Below are 17,928 nucleotides of genomic sequence, written 5' to 3' on the forward strand. Positions count from 1 at the left end.
GGCCGACCACCCGCACCCACCCACTGGCCCCCGCCCACCCGGGGGGATACCCCCAGCCCGCCCCCACCGGCCCCCCGGCGCGTGCCCACGCCCAGAAATCGCCAGCATTCGAGGTGTCGCAGCAACCGACCCCCGAAGGCGAGCCACCATGACCACCACCACGGCCCCAGCCGCCACCGCGCCGCGGGCGACCCGTACCGCCCACGCCCTCTGGCTCACCGCCATCGCCGCCGGAGCGTTCGAGACCGTCCTGGCGATCGGCAGGACGACCGCCGACGGCACCGGCTCCCCCGGGGAGATCGCCACCGGCCTCGCCGTCCGCCTCACCGTCTTCACGGCCGCCGTCCTCGTCGCCCGCCGCATGCGCGGCGGCGCCCGATGGGCCCGCCTCGCCCTCGCGCTCGGCCTCGGTGTCCTCGGCACGGCCTCGATGGTGCTCCAGCCGCTCGGGTACCTACTCGACGGCGGCTCCCTCTCGGCCGCGGCCGCCCGGGCCGGCGCCCTGGACTGGGTCTTCGGCGCGAGCCGGGCCGTCCATGTGGCCGCCGTCCTCACGGCCGTGTTCCTGATGTTCCGACCGGCGTCGAACGCCTACTTCCGCCGGAGGACACAGGCCACGGCCTAGGCGACCCAGTACGGCCGCTCCACCGCCGAAGGCAGCGGCACGCCCCCGTGGAAGGCCTCCGCCAGCCTCCGTACGCCCTCGTCCAGCCGGTCCGCCGTCAGGGTGTACGGGATCCTCAGCCGGTGCTCGAAGGTCCCGGGGTCCACTCCGAACCGCGCGCCCCGACCGATGTTGACCCCGGCCGCCGCCGCCCGGTCCGCGAGCGCGGAGCTGACCGGTTCGCCCAGGTCCACCCAGAGCGAGAGGCCGCCCGGCGCCACCTGCCAGGTCCACTCCGGCGTGTGCCGCTCCAGCGAGGCGATCAGCGCGGCCCGCTGCTCGCGCAGCCGCTCCAGGCGGCCGGGCAGCGTCCGTTCCAGCCCCTCCAGCAGCGGCAGCGCCACCAGCTGGTCCAGGACCGAGCCGGTCATGTCGGCCGCGACCCGTACCGCCGTGAGCTCCGTGATCATCTTGGCGGTGGCCCGGATCCAGCCGACCCGCAGCCCGCCCCAGTGCGTCTTGCTCAGCGAGCCGATGGTCATCACGTGATCGGCTCCGCCGGCCCCGCCCGGCGCCAGCGAGGCCAGCGGGGCGGGCGCCGGCACGTCGAGCGCGATGTCGGCGATGGTCTCGTCGACCACCAGCCAGGTACCGGTCCGCCGGGTCGCCGCCAGCAGCCGCAGCCGCTGCTCCTCCGGCATCAGCGCGCCCGTCGGGTTGTGGAAGTCGGGGATCACGTACGCGAGCCTCGGCACGGTCTGGCGCAGCGCGGACTCGGCGATCTCCAGGTCCCAGCCCGCGTCGGAGACGGCGATCGACCCGGTGCGAAGCCGCGCGTGGCGCAGGGCGTCCAGGGCGTTGGCGTAGGTCGGGTTCTCGGTCATCACCCGATCCCCGGGCCGGCACAGCAGGCTCACCACCAGAGCGAACGCCTGCTGCGCGCCCGCCGTGACGAGGATCTGCTCCGGGCGGGTCGCCAGTCCGCGCCGGGTGAACCGCTCGGCGATGGCGGTCCGCAGGTCGGGCAGTCCGAAGGGGTGGTAGCCGGGGCTGCGGGCGAAGGCCGGGAGTCTGGGCGCGGCCCAGGCCACCGCGTCGGTGAGGCTGTCCTCGGGGGCGCCCATGGCGGCGATGGCGAGGTCGATGCCGGGGTCGCCGTCGGCGCTGTAGCCGCCGCCGACGATGGCGTGCGCGCCGACCGGGCGGTGGCCTTCGGGGAGCTCGGTCCAGGTCCCGGAACCGCGGCGGCTGCGGACGTAGCCGCTCTCGCGCAGGAGGTCGTAGGCGCCGGTGACGGTGGCCCGGCTGGCGCCGACCGCCTCGGCGAGCTCGCGTTCGGCGGGCAGGCGCACGTGCAGGGCGATCCGGCCGTCGAGGATCAGGGTGCGGACGGCGTCGGCCAGGGCCCGGTAGCCGGGGCGGGCCAGTACCTCCGCCGGGAGCAGGGCCGCGAGCTGGCGGCTGCCGATCATCCTGTCCGCCGTGTGGACCACTCGCCCGTTTGCCATGCCAACCTCCCCTGATTGGCTCTGCCTGCCAGGCCAATCAAGGTCCAGACTCGCTGCATTGGCCGCCGATTGGCAAGGAGATGCCGCAATGTTGACGAGGCTGACCGACCGTGACGAACGGGCCCTGCTCGCCGCCGCCGAGAACCGGATCGCCCGGCCCCTGCGCGTGGGGGCGGCGCTGGCCGCCGTACGACGCCTCCTGCGGCGCGAGTGAGAATCGGTGACATGTCACGCCACACAAGCCACCACAGCACACCAGCGGCAGCCGACCGCTCCGCTCCCCCGGTGATCGCGGGCCTGCTCCTCGCGGCCGGCGGCGGCCGTCGCCTGGGCGGCCGCCCGAAGGCCCTGCTGACCTACCGGGGCCGCCCGCTGGTGGAGAACGCCGTACGGGTCCTGCGCGAGGCGGGCTGCGGCCCGCTGCACGTGGTGCTCGGCGCCTCCGCGGCCGAGGTGCGCGAGCGCGCCGACCTGAGCGGCTGCGTGGTGACCGACAACCCGGACTGGGCCGAGGGCATGGGCTCCTCCCTGCGGGTCGGCCTCGCCTCGCTGGCCGGTACGGGCGCGGGCGCGGCCCTGGTCTCCCTGGTGGACCAGCCGGGCATCGGCCCGGAGGCGGTGGCCCGGGTCCGGGCCGCCTACCGTTCCCCGGCGAGCCTGGTGGCGGCGGCCTACGACGGCGAGCGCGGGCACCCGGTGCTCTTCGGGGCGGACCGCTGGCCGGACATCGTGGCGACGGCCACGGGCGACAAGGGCGCGCGGGTGCACCTCGCGGCGCACGCGGCGGAGCTCACGCTGGTCGAGTGCGGCGACATCGCCGAGGCCTTCGACATCGACACCCCTCCCGACCTGGCACGACTCGCCTGAGCGGGCAGTGACCACGATGGCACTGAGGGCCACGAGGAAGCGCCTGGGAAGCGGAATCTGTCGACTCAGAGAATCTCGACATCAACAAACCATTGAACTTCCACCATGAGGAAATTACTATCCACTGGTCAGAAGCGCCCTGAACCCCCAGACGGCGCCCGCGACCGTATCCCGGAACTCTCCACACCCGACGGCACTGCGTGCCGTCCAGCGCGAGCATTCCCCGCGGCCGCCAGGCACCGCCGCTGAAGGAGTGACAGATATGTCCGCACCAGCGCCGTCATCGCTGGCCATCGTCGACGCCGAGCCCCTGCCCCGGCAGGACGAGGTACTCACGGAAGCGGCTCTCGCCTTCGTGGCCGAGCTCCACCGGCGGTTCGCCCCGCGCCGTGCCGAGCTCCTCGCCCGCCGCTCCGTGCGCCGCGCCGAGATCGCCCGTACTTCCACGCTCGACTTCCTCCCGGACACCGCACAGGTCCGCGAGGGCGACTGGAAGGTGGCGCCGGCCCCGGCCGCGCTGAACGACCGCCGTGTGGAGATCACCGGTCCCACCGACCGCAAGATGACCATCAACGCCCTGAACTCGGGCGCCAGGGTCTGGCTCGCCGACTTCGAGGACGCCTCGGCTCCCACCTGGGAGAACGTGGTCCTCGGCCAGCTCAACCTGATCGACGCCTACGAGCGCCGCATCGACTTCACCGACGCCCGCACGGGCAAGGCGTACGCCCTCAAGCCCGCCGAGGAGCTCGCCACCGTCGTGATGCGCCCCCGCGGCTGGCACCTGGAGGAGCGCCACCTGCAGTTCGAGGGCGGCCCGGCCTCCGGCTCGCTCGTGGACTTCGGCCTGTACTTCTTCCACAACGCCAAGCGCCTCATCGAGCTCGGCAAGGGCCCGTACTTCTACCTGCCGAAGACCGAGTCCCACCTGGAGGCGCGCCTCTGGAACGAGATCTTCGTCTTCTCCCAGGACTACGTCGGCATCCCGCAGGGCACCGTCCGCGCGACCGTCCTGATCGAGACGATCACGGCCGCGTACGAGATGGACGAGATCCTCTTCGAGCTGCGCGACCACGCGGCGGGCCTGAACGCCGGCCGCTGGGACTACCTCTTCTCCATCGTCAAGAACTTCCGTGACGGCGGCGAGAAGTTCGTCCTGCCGGACCGCAACGCTGTGACGATGACGGCGCCCTTCATGCGGGCGTACACCGAGCTGCTGGTCAAGACCTGCCACAAGCGCGGCGCGCACGCCATCGGCGGCATGGCGGCCTTCATCCCGTCCCGCAAGGACGCCGAGGTCAACAAGGTCGCCTTCGAGAAGGTCAAGGCCGACAAGGACCGCGAGGCCGGCGACGGCTTCGACGGCTCCTGGGTCGCCCACCCCGACCTGGTCCCGATCGCGATGGCCTCCTTCGACGCCGTCCTGGGCGAGAAGCCCAACCAGAAGGACCGCCTCCGCGAGGACGTGCACGTGGCCCCGGGCGAGCTCATCGCGATCGATTCCCTCGACGCGAAGCCCACGTACGACGGCCTGCGCAACGCCGTCCAGGTCGGCATCCGCTACATCGAGGCGTGGCTGCGCGGCCTCGGCGCCGTCGGCATCTTCGGCCTGATGGAGGACGCCGCCACCGCCGAGATCTCGCGCTCGCAGATCTGGCAGTGGATCAACGCCGGCGTGGTCTTCGAGAACGGCAAGCTCGCCACCGCCGACCTGGCCCGCGAGGTCGCCACCGCCGAACTCGCCGCGATCCGCGCCGAGGTCGGCGAGGAGGCCTTCACCTCCGGCAAGTGGCAGCAGGCCCACGACCTCCTCCTCCAGGTCTCCCTGGACGCGGACTACGCGGACTTCCTGACCCTCCCCGCGTACGACCAGCTCATCGGCTGACACCCCGTCTTCGGCTGAAACGCACAGCAGCCGAAACATCCACGACAGCGCCCCCGAAGCCTTCCGGCTCCGGGGGCGCTGTCGTGCGCCGGGCCGGCCCCGGCCTGCTCCGGCAGCTTCCAGCCGAACGACCGATCGGTTGTTACTTGTTCGTAACTTCCCTGTACCTAGCGGTAACAACGCGCGGGATGGCACCTTTCCGATTGCCACCGGCCGGAGGTAACCCCCACTTACCCAGCCATGCGACGGAGTTGTTCCTGGCTCCCGCATGGCCGACCGCAGGAGTTCCGCAGTGATCGGATTCCGCAACGACAGCATGGACCGGGCCCGTCGGGTGCGACGACTGGCCGGGATCGGGACGGCGGCGGCGCTCGGCGCCGGGGCCCTGGTCACCGGAGGGGCCGGGACGGCCGTGGCCGGGCCGGGGAACGGGCCCACCGCCGTGGTGTCGCTCGGCGACAGCTACATCTCCGGCGAGGCCGGACGCTGGAAGGGCAACAGCCTGACCAACAGCGGGAACCGGACCGGGACCGACCGGGCCTGGGTGAGCGGCAGCAGCTACGACCCCGGCAAGGTCTACGGGGCCACCGCCGGCGGCTGCCACCGCTCGGACTCCGCCGAGGTGAAGAGCGCCGGGCCCATCGCCGACGTCGCGATCAACCTGGCCTGCTCCGGGGCGGTCTCGCAGAACGTGTTCCGCGCCTCCAACGGAGGCGTCGCCTTCAAGGGCGAGGCCCCGCAGGCCGATCAGCTCGCCGCCGTGGCCGCGAGCCACGACGTCAAGGTCATCGCGCTGTCCATCGGCGGCAACGACCTCGGCTTCGCCGACATCATCAAGGAGTGCGCGTACGACTTCGTGCTCTGGAACTCCTACTGCTACGACGATCAGCAGTGGGACGTGGACCAGAAGATCGACGGGGTCATGGCCAACGTCGGCAAGTCCGTCGACGAGGTACGGGCCGTCATGCGCGGCGCCGGGTACGCGGACTCCTCGTACCGGATCGTGCTGCAGTCCTACCCGTCGCCGATCCCGCGCGGCGCGGAGAACCGGTACACCCAGAGCGACTGGAGCCGACTCAACACCGGCGGGTGCCCCTTCTGGAACAGGGACTCCGACTGGGCGCGCGACTCCCTCGTGCCGCAGATCGCCGGGCGGCTCAAGGCGGTCGCCGCGGCCAAGGGCGCGCAGTTCCTGGACCTGAAGGACATGATGCAGGGGCGCGAGGTGTGCGCGAAGGCGAGCAAGCAGGTGACCACCACGGTGCCGGCCTCGGCGAAGACCAGCGAGTGGGCGCGCTGGATCGACAGCAGCGAGACGCAGGGGCTGGTGCAGGAGTCCATGCACCCGAACTACTTCGGGCAGCTCGCGGCCGGGCGCTGCCTGGCCCTGGCCGTGGCCCAGCCGGCGAGCAGCGGCTTCGGCTGCAAGAACACCGCCGGGTCCGACCAGAGCGGGATGTACCTGACCCCGGCTCCCTAGTTCCGAATCTCCCTAGTTCTGTAGCTCCGTAGCTCCGTCGTGGTGATCCGCCGCGGCCTGGCCCCTCCGGCCTCGCCGCGGCGGGGTGCCGTACTGCGCGGACTCGTCGAGGGCCGGGAAATCGGGTGATCGTCCCGGCCGCGGGCTGGCATGCTCTCGCGCATGACAGTCCGCAGTGCGCGTCCCAGTCTCTACATCTCCGTCGACGTCGAGGCCGACGGGCCCATCCCCGGGCCGTATTCGATGATCAGCTTCGGGGCCGCCGTGGCGGGGCGGCAGGACGGGGCTTCGTATACGGCCGCCGATCCGGAACAGGACACCTTCTACCGGGAGTTGCGCCCGATCAGCGAGGCGTACGTACCGGAGGCGCTCGCCGTCAGCGGGCTGGACCGGGACCGGCTGCTCCGCGAGGGGGCCGAACCGGCCGTCGCCATGGCGGAGTTCCGCGCGTGGGTGCGGGAGGTCTCGGCGGGGGCACAGCCGGTGATGTGCGCCTATCCGGCCTCCTTCGACTGGACCTTCCTGTACTGGTACTTGATGAGCTTCGGCGGCGACAGCCCCTTCGGGCACTCGGGCCGGGCTGCCTGGACATGAAGACCGTTGCTTTGATCATCAAGTGATCTCGGCAATCCCGGCGTTTCGGCCAGGATGGTCCGTATCAGTGTCACCAGAGCGTGAGTTGCATCCTGGTGGCCTGTTGACGGTCTCCCGTTTCCTTCCCAGCCCGGGGGTTGGGAATTGTGCCACCTGCCCGCCCCGGCCCGGCCTTGCGGCGCGGGCGGGTCGTGCGGGTCTTACGGTCGGCTCCACGGGGCTTCGACTCCGCCTTGGCGAGGTCCAGGTCTCCGGCCACTCCGGTACCTGTCGTACGGGTCGCGAGGGCGACCAGGTTGTGTCCGGCGTTCGCGTCCCGGTCAAGGACGAGGCCGCAGTTGTCGCACTCGAAGACGCGCATGCTGAGGGGCAGCTTGGCTTTCACCACACCGCAGCGTGAGCAGGTCTTCGAGGAGGGGTACCAGCGGTCGGCCACGATGAGTCGCGTGCCGTGCCGACGGGTCTTGTAGGTGAGCTGGCGTCGGATCTCGCCGAACGCGGCGTCCGCCACGCGGCGGGACAGGCGGCGGTTGCGACCCATGCCGGCGACGTTGAGGTCTTCGACGACGATCGTGCCGTATTCGGAGGCGAGGCGGGTCGTCATCTTGTGGAGGGTGTCCTCGCGAAGGTTCGTGACCCGGTGATGGATCACGTTCCGAGCCTGGTTGGCCTTCTCCCAGCGCTTCGACGCCTGCTGCCCGGTCTGCCGGTCGGGGCCCTGGCGACGGGAGACGATCCGGCTGGCGCGGCGCAGCTGTTTCTGTGCGCGGTCGAGGTGGCGTGGGTTGGGTTCCTCGCTGAGGATGCCGTCGCTGTCCGCGAGGACGGCCAGCGTTTTGATGCCGAGGTCGATGCCGACCGCCGCGTCCGGACGGGCCACTTTCACCAGCTGGTGCTTCTGCTCGACCTGGAGGGACACGAACCAGCGGCCCCGGTCCAGGCATGCGGTCGCGGAGAGAATCCGCATGTTCCCCGTGTCGATGAGGGCTCGCAGGTCGGCTCGGTTCTCGTGGATGCGGACCGTGCCGATCCTGGGCAGGGTGATGTGCCTGCCGTCAGGCTCGATGCGGATCGTGCCAGTGGTGAACCGGCAGGTCAGGCGCGTTTTCCGTTTCGACTTGAAGCGCGGGATACCCATCTTTGGGCCCTTGCGCTTACCGTTCTTCGACTTCGCATAGTTTTCGAACGCCGCCGATGCGTTGGCCAGGCCGGTGTTGTACGCCTCCTTGGAGTTCTCCCCCCACCAGCAGGTGAAGCGCGCGTTGGTGCGCTTGTCCCCGTTGAACGCCTTCCGCAGCGAGGGCAGCGACCACGACCGCCACTCGGTGAGCTGGTCCTCGGGGATGCCGTACGACTGCTCGGCCTTGCGCTGCCACCACACGGCGGTGATGTACGCAACCGCCCAGTTGTACGCGGTCCGCGCGGCCCCTCCGTGCGAGTGCAGATGACGGTTGGCCGTGGCGTTCGGGTCCAGCGCGAGCTTGTACGCAAGGACGGCGAACCCCGGCCGCGGCTTGAACTTCTTCATCCAGCCGTCTCCGGGCCGGTGGCGACGGCAATGGCCCGGGCCGCGCGATTCCTCGCGGCGCGGCGGCCGTACAAGCGTGCGCACATCGAGGTCAGGACCTCGGTGATGTCCCGTACGAGGTCGTCGGCGCTCTCCGCCGGGTCAAGGACGACCAGGCGTCGCCCCGAGGCCGAGAGGGCGGCTTCGAGGTACTCGAAGCCGAACCGGGCAAGGCGGTCGCGGTGCTCGACCACGATCGTGCCCACACCCTGGTCGGCAAGCAGCCGGCGAAGTTCGCGGCAGCGCCCGTTCAAGCCGGAGCCGACCTCCGTCACCACGTCAGCAACCGTGAGACCCTGGGACGTTGCACCCTGTACGGTCCGGGCGACCTGGCGCTCCAAATCCGCTTTCTGGTCACCGGACGAGACACGGCAGTACACCACGACCCGCCCAGCGACCCGCGGGGCGGGCTCGGTCACGAGCCATGTACCCGACGGCGTCTGGACGACCGGGACCGGCATACGGCCCTCTTTCGCCCAAGTCCACGCGGTCTGGTAATGCACGCCGTTACGCGCCGCCCACTCGGAAAGCTTCACGACGCCAAGTTATTCGCTGAGGATATTGGATATCCACTGAAAGAAATAGGAACTGCTGTTCAATCCTCTACGCGGCCAAGGCGCGGGTGCCGCTCCGCGCCGTCGTCAAGGGGCGCATGCCGCGCGAGCTGCTCTCCCGCCGACCGCACACCCATCACGCGCTGGACGACGCGGTCGAGCAGGCCGAGCTGATGAGCAACCTGATGGCGTGGGTGCCGCCCGTCCGCTCCCCTCTGGTCACGCATCTCGACTGGGGCCGCATGGAGGTGGAGGGCCTCCCGGCCGGGAAGGACTTCGTGCTGTACCCGGGTGGCGGCCGCTCCTGGGACTGGGGCGAGCACGGCACCCGGCACGAGCCGGGCATCCAGCCCGCCGACGTGGCCGAACTCCTGGACCGGGGGTGCACGGTGGCCGTCCTCAGCCGCGGAATGGCGCTGCGGCTCGGCGTCATGCCGCAGACGCTGCGGCTGCTCCGGGACGCCGGGGTGGAGGTGCACGTCGAGGAGACGCCCGCCGCGGTCGCGCTCTACAACCGGCTGGCCGCGACCGAGCGCGTCGGCGGGCTCTTCCACTCGACCTGCTGAGGGAACGACCCCGTGGACTCCGCGCCTCAGCCCGCCAGTTCCGGCAGCAGTTCGCGCAGTGGTGTCCGGGCGCCGGAGGTGTAGGCCGCGCGGAAGGCCTGCGGGGTGAGGCGGGTGCGGACCGTGTGCTGGACGCGGGGGGCCGCGGCCGCGCGCGGGCGGGTGCGGGAGACGGCGCCGAGGAGCCGGGCGGCCTCGGCGTAGCGGCCCTGGTCCGCCTCCAGTTCGGCCAGGAGTTCCACCGAGAAGGCCTGCCCGAGCGTGTCGTCCAGCGCGAACTGGGTCCGCAGCGCGCCGAGCAGTTCGCTGCGGGCCGCCGCCGGCCGGCCCTCGTGCCGCCGGACCAGGGCGTGGGCGTAGCTCACCCAGGAGCGGGCCCACAGGTCTGCCGGCCCGTCCGGCGGGCCACTCGGCGGGCCGCCCGGCGGGGCCTCCTCGGCCGAGACCGAGACCGAGACCGGGACCGAGGCCGGGTCCGTACGGGCGGCCGCCAGGGTCTGCGCGGCCCGCAGGGCCTCCCGGCCGGGGCCGAACCCGGGATCCGCCGGGAGGAGTTCCAGACCCTCCCGGTACTCCGCCGCGGCGTCCTCGTACCGGTCCTCCCACAGTGCGATCGTGCCGCGCAGGTGCGCGAGGTACGCCAGGCAGGCGTCCTCCCCCTCGTGCACGGCCTCGGTCCACGCCTCCACCAGCAGGGGGTCGGCGCCGTCGGCCTCCCCGAAGGCGGCGACCAGCCACGCCGCGAGCCACAGTGCCCGCGCGGGCCGGGGCGCGGGGTGCACGGCCAGGGCGCGCTCCACGTGCTTGCGCCCCTCCGCCGCCATCCCGCACGCGGACCACAGGAACCACAGGGACACCGCGATCTCCAGGGCGGCGCCCGGCCCCCCGGCGGCGAGCGGGTTCATCGCCGCGCGCAGCTCGGGGAGTTCCCGCAGGGCGAGGGCGCGCGCTTCCCGCTGCGCGCCGGCGTGCCACAGCCGCGCGGCCCGCTCCGCCACCACCCGGCAGCGCTCGCGGTGGCGCCGGGCCGTCGTCGCGCCGTCCCCGGCGGGTCCGTGCGCGAGCCTCCGGGCCGCGTACGCCCGTACGGACAGGGGCAGTCGGTAGCGGCCCGGCCCGGCGTCCGCGAGCAGGCCCGGGGCCAGTCGGAGCAGTGCCTCGACTGCGGTGTCCGGGGTGAGCGCCCCGAAGCCGCACACCTCGGCCACGGCCGCCCTGTCGAAGGAGCCCGCGAAGACGGAGAGCCGCTCCCAGAGCAGCCGTTCGGCGGGCGAGGCCAGGCGCAGCGAGCGTTCGGCGTCGACCCGGGTGCTGCGGCCGGCGCCGCCGGCGAGGAAGCCCAGCGGGTCGGAGCCGAGTCTGCGGAGCGCCTGCGCGGGCGCGTACTGGTGCGAGCGCCCCGCCGCGAGCTCCAGGGCCCCGGGGATCCCGTCGAGCGCCCGGCACAGCGCGGCCACGGCGCCCGCGTTGCGGTCGGTCAGCTCGAAGAAGGGGTCCGCGCCGCGCGCCCGCTCCTCGAAGAGCCGTACGGCCGCGTAGCCGGCGACGTCGGCCACCGGGAACCGCCGGGGCGGGTCGGGCACGGCCTGCCCCGGCAAGGCCGACGGCTCCGCGGACAGCGGCTGCAAGGAGGGCTCGGTCGGCACCGACAGCGGCGGTACGGCGAGCACCGCTTCCCCGGCGAGCCGCAGCCGCCGCTGCGACGTGGCCAGAATGCGCAGCCCGGGCAGGCGCCGCAGCAGCTCGGCCGCGAGTCCCGCTCCGGCCTCCCCGAGCTGTTCGCAGCCGTCGAGCACGAGCAGTGCCTCACGGCCCGCGAGGCGGTCCGAGAGCTCTCCTGCGAGACGGTCCCAGCAGTGCTCGGGCAGGGTCCCGAGATCCGCCCAGACGGCGTCCAGGCCGTCCCGGTCGCCCAGGGTGCGGACGGTGCGCACCGCGAGCCGGGTCTTGCCGATGCCGGCCGGTCCGGTGAGCGTGACCAGGCGCTGCGTCGCGAGCAGGGAGGCGAGGGCGGTCAGTTCCCGCTCCCGCCCGATGAAGCTCGACAGTTCGGCGGGCACCGCCTGCCGCACGCCCGAGCCGGCCTCCCCCACACGTCCTCCTGCTGTGTCCGACACGTGCGCACCGTCATGTGGTCAACAGTTGAACGCACAAAGAGAGATGATCGGCTCATAATCCCGTTGTCCCGTCACCGACCGGGAGATCCACCAAGGGGAGGGTATGAACTCGGCCATTTCCGCCATCGACGACACGGACCGGGCGCTGGTCCACGCACTCCAGCTCGCACCCCGCGCGAGCTGGGAGCTGCTGGGTCCGGTCCTCGGCGCGCGCCCGGACACCCTGGCGCGCCGCTGGGAGCGGCTCACCGGGTCCGGCGAGGCGTGGCTGAGCGGACTCGGGCTGCGGACCGGCGTCACGAAGCCCTGCATGGCGTGGGTGGAGGTCACGTGCACCGCGGGCACCTCGTCCTCGGTCGGGGACGTCCTCGTGGCGGATCCGCACGCGCTGGGGGTCGAGCACACCACCGGAAGCCGGGACCTCCTCGTCTTCGTGGCCGTCCCCGACCTGCCCACGCTGTACTCCTACCTGTCCTCCCGGGTGCAGCGGATCCCCGGCGTGCTCGGCACCCGCACCTCGATGGTGACGGCGGTGCACTACGCCCCCGACCGCTGGCGCCTGGACCAGCTGACCCCGGCTCAGATCGGCCTGCTGAACAGGCGGACCCGGCGGCCGGCGGCTTCCGCCGGCCCGGACCGGCCGGCGGTGGCCCCGCTCCAGCAGGAGGACCGGCCGCTGGTCCTGGCCCTGGCCTCGGACGCGCGGCGCAGCGTGGCCTCGCTGGCCCGGGAGTTCGCGATGAGCGAGTCGACCGTACGGCGCCGGCTGGCGCGGCTGGAGGCCGGGCTGAGCCTGCGCTACAGCTGCGCGCTGGCCTCCGGGCTGTCGGGCTGGCCGGTGTCGGCGACGCTGTGGGCGGAAGCGTCCGAGTTCGAGCTCGCCGACTGCGCGGCGGTCGCCGCGGGGCTGCGCGAGACCCGTATCTGCATGTCCGTCAGCGGCCCCTGGAACTTCATGATCAGCGCCCGGCTGCGCACGGTGGAGGACCTCTCCCGCTACACGGCGGAGCTCACCCGGCGCCTGCCGGGCCTGCGCATCACGGACTCGGCGGTGGCCCTGCAGGTCCGCAAGGCGGAAGCCCAGGAACTGGACCGCCGCGGCCACCGGGTCCGTACGGTCTGCCCGGACATCTGGTCGGACCCGGTCCTGGACATGTCCAGCCCCGCCGGCGTGTAGGGCACGGGATCCGGGCATTTCCGCCCCGCCGGCATGCAAGGCGCGGAGTCCTGGACATTTCCAGCCCCGCCGGCGTTTGAGGCGCGGGGTCCGGGGCGGAGCCCCGGGAACCTCGGCCGGAGCCTGCCCGCAGGGCAGTTGCAGCAGCGCGGAAACGCGTACGGCGGTGCGGACGCCAACCCCGCAGTGGGTGACGTACGCACCGCCGCATCCCGCGCACGGACCGGGACCAGCCCGGTCAGTGCACCAGTACCGGATCCGGGGCGGCCGGGGCCGATCCCTTCCTGGCACCGAGGTGGTTGAAGGCGAGGTTCAGCAGGATGGCCACGACGCAGCCGGTGCTGATGCCGGAGTCGAGGACGACCAACAGGTCCTCGGGGAAGGCGTGGTAGAAGCCGGGCGCCGCGATCGGGATCAGGCCGATGCCGAGCGAGGCGGCGACGATCAGGGCGTTCTCGCCCTTCTCCATGGCCGCGCCGGCCAGGGTCTGGATGCCGCTGGCGGCGACCGAGCCGAAGAGGACGATGCCCGCGCCGCCGAGGACCGGCAGCGGTACGACTCCGATGACGGAGGCGGCGAGGGGACACAGGCCGAGCAGGATCAGGATGCCGCCGCCGGCCGCGACGACGAACCTGCTGCGGACCTTGGTCATGGCGACCAGCCCGATGTTCTGCGCGAAGGCACTGCACATGAACCCGTTGAACAGCGGGCTGAGCGCGCTGCCCAGGGTGTCGGCGCGCAGGCCGCCCTCGATGGTCTTCGCGTCCGCCGGACGGCCGACGATCTTGCCCAGGGCGAGGATGTCGGCGGTGGACTCGGTCATGCACACCAGCATCACGATGCACATGGAGATGATCGCGGCGACCTGGAACTGCGGCGCCCCGAAGTGGAACGGCGTGGGGAAGCCGATGATGTCGGCGTTCCGGACGGCGTCGAAGTTCGTCATGCCCAGGGGCAGCGCTATGAGCGTGCCGACGACCAAGCCGAGGAGGATGGAGATCTGCTGGAGGAAGCCGCGCAGGAACTTGCGCATCAGCAGGACGATCGCGAGGGTGACCGCGGCCATGGCGATGTTCTTCATCGAGCCGTAGTCGGTGGCGGTGCTGTTCCCGCCCTGCGACCAGTTGAAGGCCACGGGGAGCAGCGAGACGCCGATGAGGGTGATGACCGTACCGGTGACGACCGGGGGGAAGAACCGGACCAGTTTCCCGAAGTACGGGGCGGCGAAGAAGCCGAGGATTCCGGCGACGATGATCGCGCCGAAGATGATCGGGATGGCGTTGTCGCCCTCACCCTTTCCGATGGCGATCATCGGGGTCACGCCGGCGAAGGAGACGCCGTTGACGAAGGGGAGCTTGGCGCCGATCTTCCAGAACCCGAGGGTCTGGAGGAGGGTGGCGAGCCCTGCGGTGAAGAGCGAGGCGCCCATCAGGAAGGCGGTCTCGGTGGCGGAGAGTCCCACGGCCGGGCCGACGATCATGGGCGGGGCAACCACACCCGCGTACATGGCGGCTACGTGCTGGAGACCGCTGGTGAACATTTTCAGCGGCGGCAGGGTCTCGTCGACCGGGTGCTTCACCCCTGAGTCGTCTGAGTCGTCTGCGACCTGCGGTACTGCGACTGCGTCTGCGTCTTTGCGAAACCTGGGCGCCTGGGCCACGGCTTCCTCCGAACTGTTTAACACGCCGGCAGGGACGTGATGTGTCTGGGAGGTGATGCGAAAGCTGTACGAGTCGAGCCGTTATGGAGTTGTGGGTGCTGCGAATGCTTGTCCCAAGGGGTGCGGAAACGGTTCGCCCGAGTCGTTCCACGCTGAAATCGGAAAATGAGCTGGCGGTGCCGTAGCAGTGGCGCGGTACATGGGCTGCCGAGCGAATGACACGAGCTGCGGGGCCGGTGGCACGAGCTGCGGAGCAGCCTGCACGAGTCACCGCCCCCGGGGCGCCCGAGGAAGAATCCTCGGGCGCTACCCGGGAACAGCTGCCGCGGACCCCGCTCGGGTCCGCGGCCGCCGGCCGGGGGCCGTCCCCCCCGGCCGGACTCCGTGGGATCAGGCCTGCGCGGAGATCCGCGCGAGGCGCTGGGCCTCTTCCCGCGTGGACACGGCGATGGCGTCCTCGTCGGCGAAGAGGAGACGGTTGTTCTCGACGATCTGCTTGCCGTTGACGAACGACGCGGTGACCGGAGCCGCCGCGCCGAAGACCAGCGCGGTGACCGGGTCGGCGATCGAGGAGTGCAGGAGGGTGTTCAGGTTCCAGAGCACCAGGTCGGCGCACTTGCCGACCTCCAGCGAACCGATGTTCGAGGCGCGGCCGAGGACCTGGGCGCCACCGAACGTACCGAGGCGCAGGGCCTGGCGGGCGTTCAGGGCACGCTCGCGGTGGACCGGGTTCAGGCGGTTGATGAGCAGCGCGTTGCGCAGCTCGGTGTGCAGCTCACCGGACTCGTTCGAGGCGGTGCCGTCCACGCCGAGGCCGACCGGTACACCGGCGGCCAGCATGTCCGGGACGCGGGCGATGCCGGCGGCCAGACGGGCGTTGGAGGACGGGCAGTGCGCGACACCGGTCTTGGTACGGGCGAACGCGGCGATGTCGGAGTCGTTCATGTGGACGCTGTGCGCCATCCACACGTCCTCGCCGAGCCAGCCGGTCGACTCGAAGTAGTCGGTCGGGCCCATGCCGAACAGTTCCTTGCAGAACTGCTCTTCCTCGACGGTCTCCGAGCCGTGCGTGTGCATGCGCACACCCAGGCGGCGGGCCATCTCGGCGCCCTGCTTCAGCAGCTCGGTGGAGACCGAGAAGGGGGAGCAGGGGGCGACGGCGACCTGGGTCATCGCGTCGAAGGAGGCGTCGTGGTACTTCTTCACGGTCGCCTCGGTGTCCGCGAGGGCACCTTCGAGGGTCTCGACCGCGTGGTCCGGCGGCAGGCCGCCGTCCTTCTCGCTGCGGTCCATCGAGCCGCGGGCGAGGGTGAAGCGGACGCCCATCTCGGACGCGGCGCGGATGATCGACCCGGAGAGGTCGCCCGAGCCCTTGGGGAAGACGTAGTGGTGGTCCATCGCGGTGGTGACGCCACCCTTGGCCATCGCGGCGAGGGAGCCCTGCGCGGCCGTGTACGTCATCTGCTCGTCGATGCGCGCCCACGTCGGGTACAGCGCGACCAGCCAGTTGAAGAGGTTGTGGTCGGTGGCCAGGCCACGCGTGATCCACTGGTAGAAGTGGTGGTGCGTGTTGACCAGACCGGGGGTCACGAGGTGCCCGGTGCCGTCGATGCGGCGGACGACGTTCTCGAGGTTCTCGGGGGCCTTGCCCGCGCCGACGAACTCGATCTTGTTACCGGCGAGCACCACGTGACCCGAGGCGTACTCGGTGTCGTTGGCGTCGACGGTCGCAATCGCACAGTTTTCGATGACGATGCGCTCTACGGCGCTGTCATTGGCTGCCGATGCTGCCATGGGACTTCCTCGTGCTTTCAGTGGCGGTGCGGGCACGGCAAAACCCAGGGGATTTGAGTGCCGGAGCCGGGGGCCTTGACAGCTGACAGTACTGCCGCCCCGTGTGGTGCGTCCGGGTGCCGATTCAGGAAGTTCAGAGTGTTGCGGGTGTGGAGGGTGCTGACAGGTGTCGCGCCGCCCCGGGGCCACTGCGGAGCCCCGGGACGGGCGTGCCACATCAGAGGTTGGTCATGTCCACGGGGATCTGGGCGTCTACGCCGTCGCGGAGGACCGTCGCCTCGATCAGACCGTAGGGACGGTCCGCGGCGAAGTACACCTCGTTGTCGTTCTTGAGACCGAAGGGCTCGAGGTCGACGAGGAAGTGGTGCTTGTTCGGGAGCGAGAAGCGGACCTCGTCGATCTCCGAACGGTGGTTGATGATGCGCGAACCCATCTGGTACAGGGTCTGCTGCAGCGACAGGGAGTAGGTCTCCGCGAAGGCCTGGAGCATGTGCTTCCGGGTCTCGGCGTAGGACTTCTCCCAGTTGGGCATGCGCTGCTCGTCATCCGACCAGTTGAAGCGCCAGCGAGCCGAAACCTGGGTCGCCAGGATGCGGTCGTAGGCCTCCTTCAGGGTCGTGTACTTGTCCTTCACGTAACCCCAGAACTCGGAGTTCGTGGAGTTCATGACGACGAGGTCCTTGAGGCCGGAGATGACCTCCCAGTTCTTGCCGTCGTACGTGATCTGGGTGACGCGGGTCTCCATGCCCTCGCGGACGAAGGAGTGGTTCACCTCGTCGGAGCCGATGAACTTGGAGTTCGCGTCCGAGGTCGCGATCCGGGACCAGGAGTACTCCTCGATCCGGATGCGGGCCTTCTGGATCGGCTCCTGGCTGTTGACGAACCAGCGCGCCAGGTGGATGCCGAACTGCTCGGCGGACTCGATGCCGTACTCCTTGGCGAACGCGTACACCGTGTTCTTGGTGGTGTCCGTCGGAAGGACGTTGGCGTTCGAGCCGGAGTAGTGGACGTCGTCCATGTCGCCCGAGAGGGCGACCGAGACGTTCAGGTCCTTGATGTGGTGGGTGTCGCCGTCCCGCGTGATCTTGACTACGCGGTTCTCTGCTTTGCCGTACTGGTTCTGGCCCAGAATGGTGGCCATGCTAGCTCCCTCGGTAAACGGAGTAGCCGAACGGGTTGAGCAGCAGCGGTACGTGATAGTGCTCGCCCGGGTTCACCGCGAAGGTGATGGTGACCTCGGGGAAGAACGCACCGCTGTCCCTTACGCGGGGGGCGTCCTGCTGTGCCTCGGCGGCTTGCTTCTTGGAACTGTGCTTATTCAAGAAGTACGTCTCGGTCTCGAAGTCGAGGCGCACGTGGGTGATGCCCTCCGGCAGCGCCGGCAGGTCCTTGCAGCGCCCGTCGGCATCGGTGGCGGATCCGCCCAGGGCCGCCCACTCGCCGTCGAGACCCGTACGGGCCGACAGGGAGATCGCGACGCCTTCGGCGGGCTTTCCGATGCTGGTGTCCAGGATGTGCGTGGACACCGACGCGGTGGTCTCAGTGCTCATGCTCGGTC

The 17,928-nt window shown here is 71.0% G+C and carries 16 protein-coding genes; 8 read left to right on the forward strand and 8 right to left on the reverse strand.

The annotated features are described in order from the left end of the window. Positions 1 to 148: 148 nt before the first annotated feature. The gene (locus ACODT5_RS10830; protein ID WP_422518959.1) at positions 149 to 625 is read left to right on the forward strand and encodes a hypothetical protein; all 477 of its coding nucleotides are present in this window, start codon (positions 149 to 151) and stop codon (positions 623 to 625) included. Here ACODT5_RS10830 and yczR read toward each other — a convergent pair. Continuing rightward, on the reverse strand, positions 622 to 2,112 hold the full coding sequence (gene yczR / locus ACODT5_RS10835; RefSeq protein WP_422518960.1) for a MocR-like transcription factor YczR: 1,491 nt from the start codon (positions 2,110 to 2,112) through the stop codon (positions 622 to 624). The two genes, ACODT5_RS10830 and yczR, sit on opposite strands and share 4 nt — an antisense overlap. A gap of 88 nt (positions 2,113 to 2,200) precedes the next feature. Between yczR and ACODT5_RS10840 the strand changes: the two genes are divergently transcribed. From ACODT5_RS10840 to ACODT5_RS10860, 5 genes are all read left to right on the forward strand, one after another. Continuing rightward, a complete protein-coding gene (locus tag ACODT5_RS10840) occupies positions 2,201 to 2,326 on the forward strand; it encodes a hypothetical protein (RefSeq protein ID WP_422518961.1) in 126 nt (41 codons plus the stop codon). An 11-nt stretch (positions 2,327 to 2,337) separates the two neighbouring features. Further along, the gene (locus ACODT5_RS10845) at positions 2,338 to 2,979 is read left to right on the forward strand and encodes a nucleotidyltransferase family protein (RefSeq protein WP_422518962.1); all 642 of its coding nucleotides are present in this window, start codon (positions 2,338 to 2,340) and stop codon (positions 2,977 to 2,979) included. Between the two features lie 262 nt (positions 2,980 to 3,241). Beyond that, positions 3,242 to 4,861 carry a malate synthase A gene (gene aceB, locus ACODT5_RS10850; protein ID WP_422518963.1) on the forward strand — a complete coding sequence of 540 codons (1,620 nt, stop codon included), beginning with the start codon at positions 3,242 to 3,244 and terminating at the stop codon, positions 4,859 to 4,861. Between the two features lie 292 nt (positions 4,862 to 5,153). Continuing rightward, positions 5,154 to 6,341, forward strand: coding sequence for a GDSL-type esterase/lipase family protein (locus ACODT5_RS10855; RefSeq protein ID WP_422518964.1), 1,188 nt, complete (start codon positions 5,154 to 5,156; stop codon positions 6,339 to 6,341). Positions 6,342 to 6,503: 162 nt separating this feature from the next. Beyond that, positions 6,504 to 6,935 (forward strand): 3'-5' exonuclease family protein, encoded by a 432-nt coding sequence (locus ACODT5_RS10860; RefSeq protein ID WP_422518965.1) that lies wholly within the window; start codon positions 6,504 to 6,506, stop codon positions 6,933 to 6,935. A gap of 70 nt (positions 6,936 to 7,005) precedes the next feature. On the opposite strand, the gene tnpB is transcribed toward ACODT5_RS10860, so the two are convergent. Together tnpB and ACODT5_RS10870 are read right to left on the reverse strand one after the other, a co-directional pair. Further along, positions 7,006 to 8,463: an IS607 family element RNA-guided endonuclease TnpB gene (gene tnpB, locus ACODT5_RS10865; RefSeq protein ID WP_422518966.1), complete on the reverse strand. Its 1,458-nt coding sequence runs from the start codon at positions 8,461 to 8,463 to the stop codon at positions 7,006 to 7,008. Further along, the gene (locus ACODT5_RS10870) at positions 8,460 to 9,038 is read right to left on the reverse strand and encodes an IS607 family transposase (RefSeq protein ID WP_422518967.1); all 579 of its coding nucleotides are present in this window, start codon (positions 9,036 to 9,038) and stop codon (positions 8,460 to 8,462) included. The genes tnpB and ACODT5_RS10870 overlap by 4 nt, the downstream gene beginning before the upstream one ends. 86 nt (positions 9,039 to 9,124) lie before the next feature. On the opposite strand from ACODT5_RS10870, the gene ACODT5_RS10875 reads away from it, so the two are divergent. Next, on the forward strand, positions 9,125 to 9,622 hold the full coding sequence (locus ACODT5_RS10875) for an Mth938-like domain-containing protein (RefSeq protein WP_422518968.1): 498 nt from the start codon (positions 9,125 to 9,127) through the stop codon (positions 9,620 to 9,622). Between the two features lie 26 nt (positions 9,623 to 9,648). Here ACODT5_RS10875 and ACODT5_RS10880 read toward each other — a convergent pair whose 3' ends face one another. Then, a complete protein-coding gene (locus tag ACODT5_RS10880; RefSeq protein ID WP_422518969.1) occupies positions 9,649 to 11,739 on the reverse strand; it encodes an ATP-binding protein in 2,091 nt (696 codons plus the stop codon). Positions 11,740 to 11,842: 103 nt separating this feature from the next. Here ACODT5_RS10880 and ACODT5_RS10885 point away from each other — a divergent pair, with 103 nt between their 5' ends. Beyond that, positions 11,843 to 12,916, forward strand: a complete 1,074-nt coding sequence (locus ACODT5_RS10885) for an Lrp/AsnC family transcriptional regulator (RefSeq protein WP_422518970.1) — start codon at positions 11,843 to 11,845, stop codon at positions 12,914 to 12,916. 238 nt (positions 12,917 to 13,154) lie between these two features. On the opposite strand, the gene ACODT5_RS10890 is transcribed toward ACODT5_RS10885, so the two are convergent. From ACODT5_RS10890 to uraH, 4 genes are all read right to left on the reverse strand, one after another. Further along, positions 13,155 to 14,576, reverse strand: coding sequence for a nucleobase:cation symporter-2 family protein (locus ACODT5_RS10890; RefSeq protein WP_422519623.1), 1,422 nt, complete (start codon positions 14,574 to 14,576; stop codon positions 13,155 to 13,157). Positions 14,577 to 14,966: 390 nt separating this feature from the next. Further along, positions 14,967 to 16,370 (reverse strand): 8-oxoguanine deaminase, encoded by a 1,404-nt coding sequence (locus tag ACODT5_RS10895; RefSeq protein WP_243339131.1) that lies wholly within the window; start codon positions 16,368 to 16,370, stop codon positions 14,967 to 14,969. A gap of 217 nt (positions 16,371 to 16,587) precedes the next feature. Next, entirely contained in the window at positions 16,588 to 17,511 is a 924-nt protein-coding gene (pucL, locus tag ACODT5_RS10900) for a factor-independent urate hydroxylase (protein ID WP_327303532.1), read from the reverse strand. Between the two features lies 1 nt (position 17,512). Next, positions 17,513 to 17,920: a hydroxyisourate hydrolase gene (gene uraH / locus ACODT5_RS10905; RefSeq protein ID WP_422518971.1), complete on the reverse strand. Its 408-nt coding sequence runs from the start codon at positions 17,918 to 17,920 to the stop codon at positions 17,513 to 17,515. Positions 17,921 to 17,928: the final 8 nt, after the last annotated feature.

Origin of the sequence: Streptomyces tatrensis (assembly GCF_049310065.1) — a bacterium.
Taxonomy (GTDB): Bacteria; Actinomycetota; Actinomycetes; order Streptomycetales; family Streptomycetaceae; genus Streptomyces.

Excerpts from the sequence above, each read along its gene's own strand:
- ACODT5_RS10830 (WP_422518959.1), top strand. The coding sequence starts at position 149 with ATGACCACCACCACGGCCCCAGCCGCCACCGCGCCGCGGGCGACCCGT.
- yczR (WP_422518960.1), bottom strand. The coding sequence starts at position 2,112 with ATGGCAAACGGGCGAGTGGTCCACACGGCGGACAGGATGATCGGCAGC.
- ACODT5_RS10840 (WP_422518961.1), top strand. The coding sequence starts at position 2,201 with ATGTTGACGAGGCTGACCGACCGTGACGAACGGGCCCTGCTCGCCGCC.
- ACODT5_RS10845 (WP_422518962.1), top strand. The coding sequence starts at position 2,338 with ATGTCACGCCACACAAGCCACCACAGCACACCAGCGGCAGCCGACCGC.
- aceB (WP_422518963.1), top strand. The coding sequence starts at position 3,242 with ATGTCCGCACCAGCGCCGTCATCGCTGGCCATCGTCGACGCCGAGCCC.
- ACODT5_RS10860 (WP_422518965.1), top strand. The coding sequence starts at position 6,504 with ATGACAGTCCGCAGTGCGCGTCCCAGTCTCTACATCTCCGTCGACGTC.
- tnpB (WP_422518966.1), bottom strand. The coding sequence starts at position 8,463 with ATGAAGAAGTTCAAGCCGCGGCCGGGGTTCGCCGTCCTTGCGTACAAG.
- ACODT5_RS10885 (WP_422518970.1), top strand. The coding sequence starts at position 11,843 with ATGAACTCGGCCATTTCCGCCATCGACGACACGGACCGGGCGCTGGTC.
- ACODT5_RS10895 (WP_243339131.1), bottom strand. The coding sequence starts at position 16,370 with ATGGCAGCATCGGCAGCCAATGACAGCGCCGTAGAGCGCATCGTCATC.
- pucL (WP_327303532.1), bottom strand. The coding sequence starts at position 17,511 with ATGGCCACCATTCTGGGCCAGAACCAGTACGGCAAAGCAGAGAACCGC.
- uraH (WP_422518971.1), bottom strand. The coding sequence starts at position 17,920 with ATGAGCACTGAGACCACCGCGTCGGTGTCCACGCACATCCTGGACACC.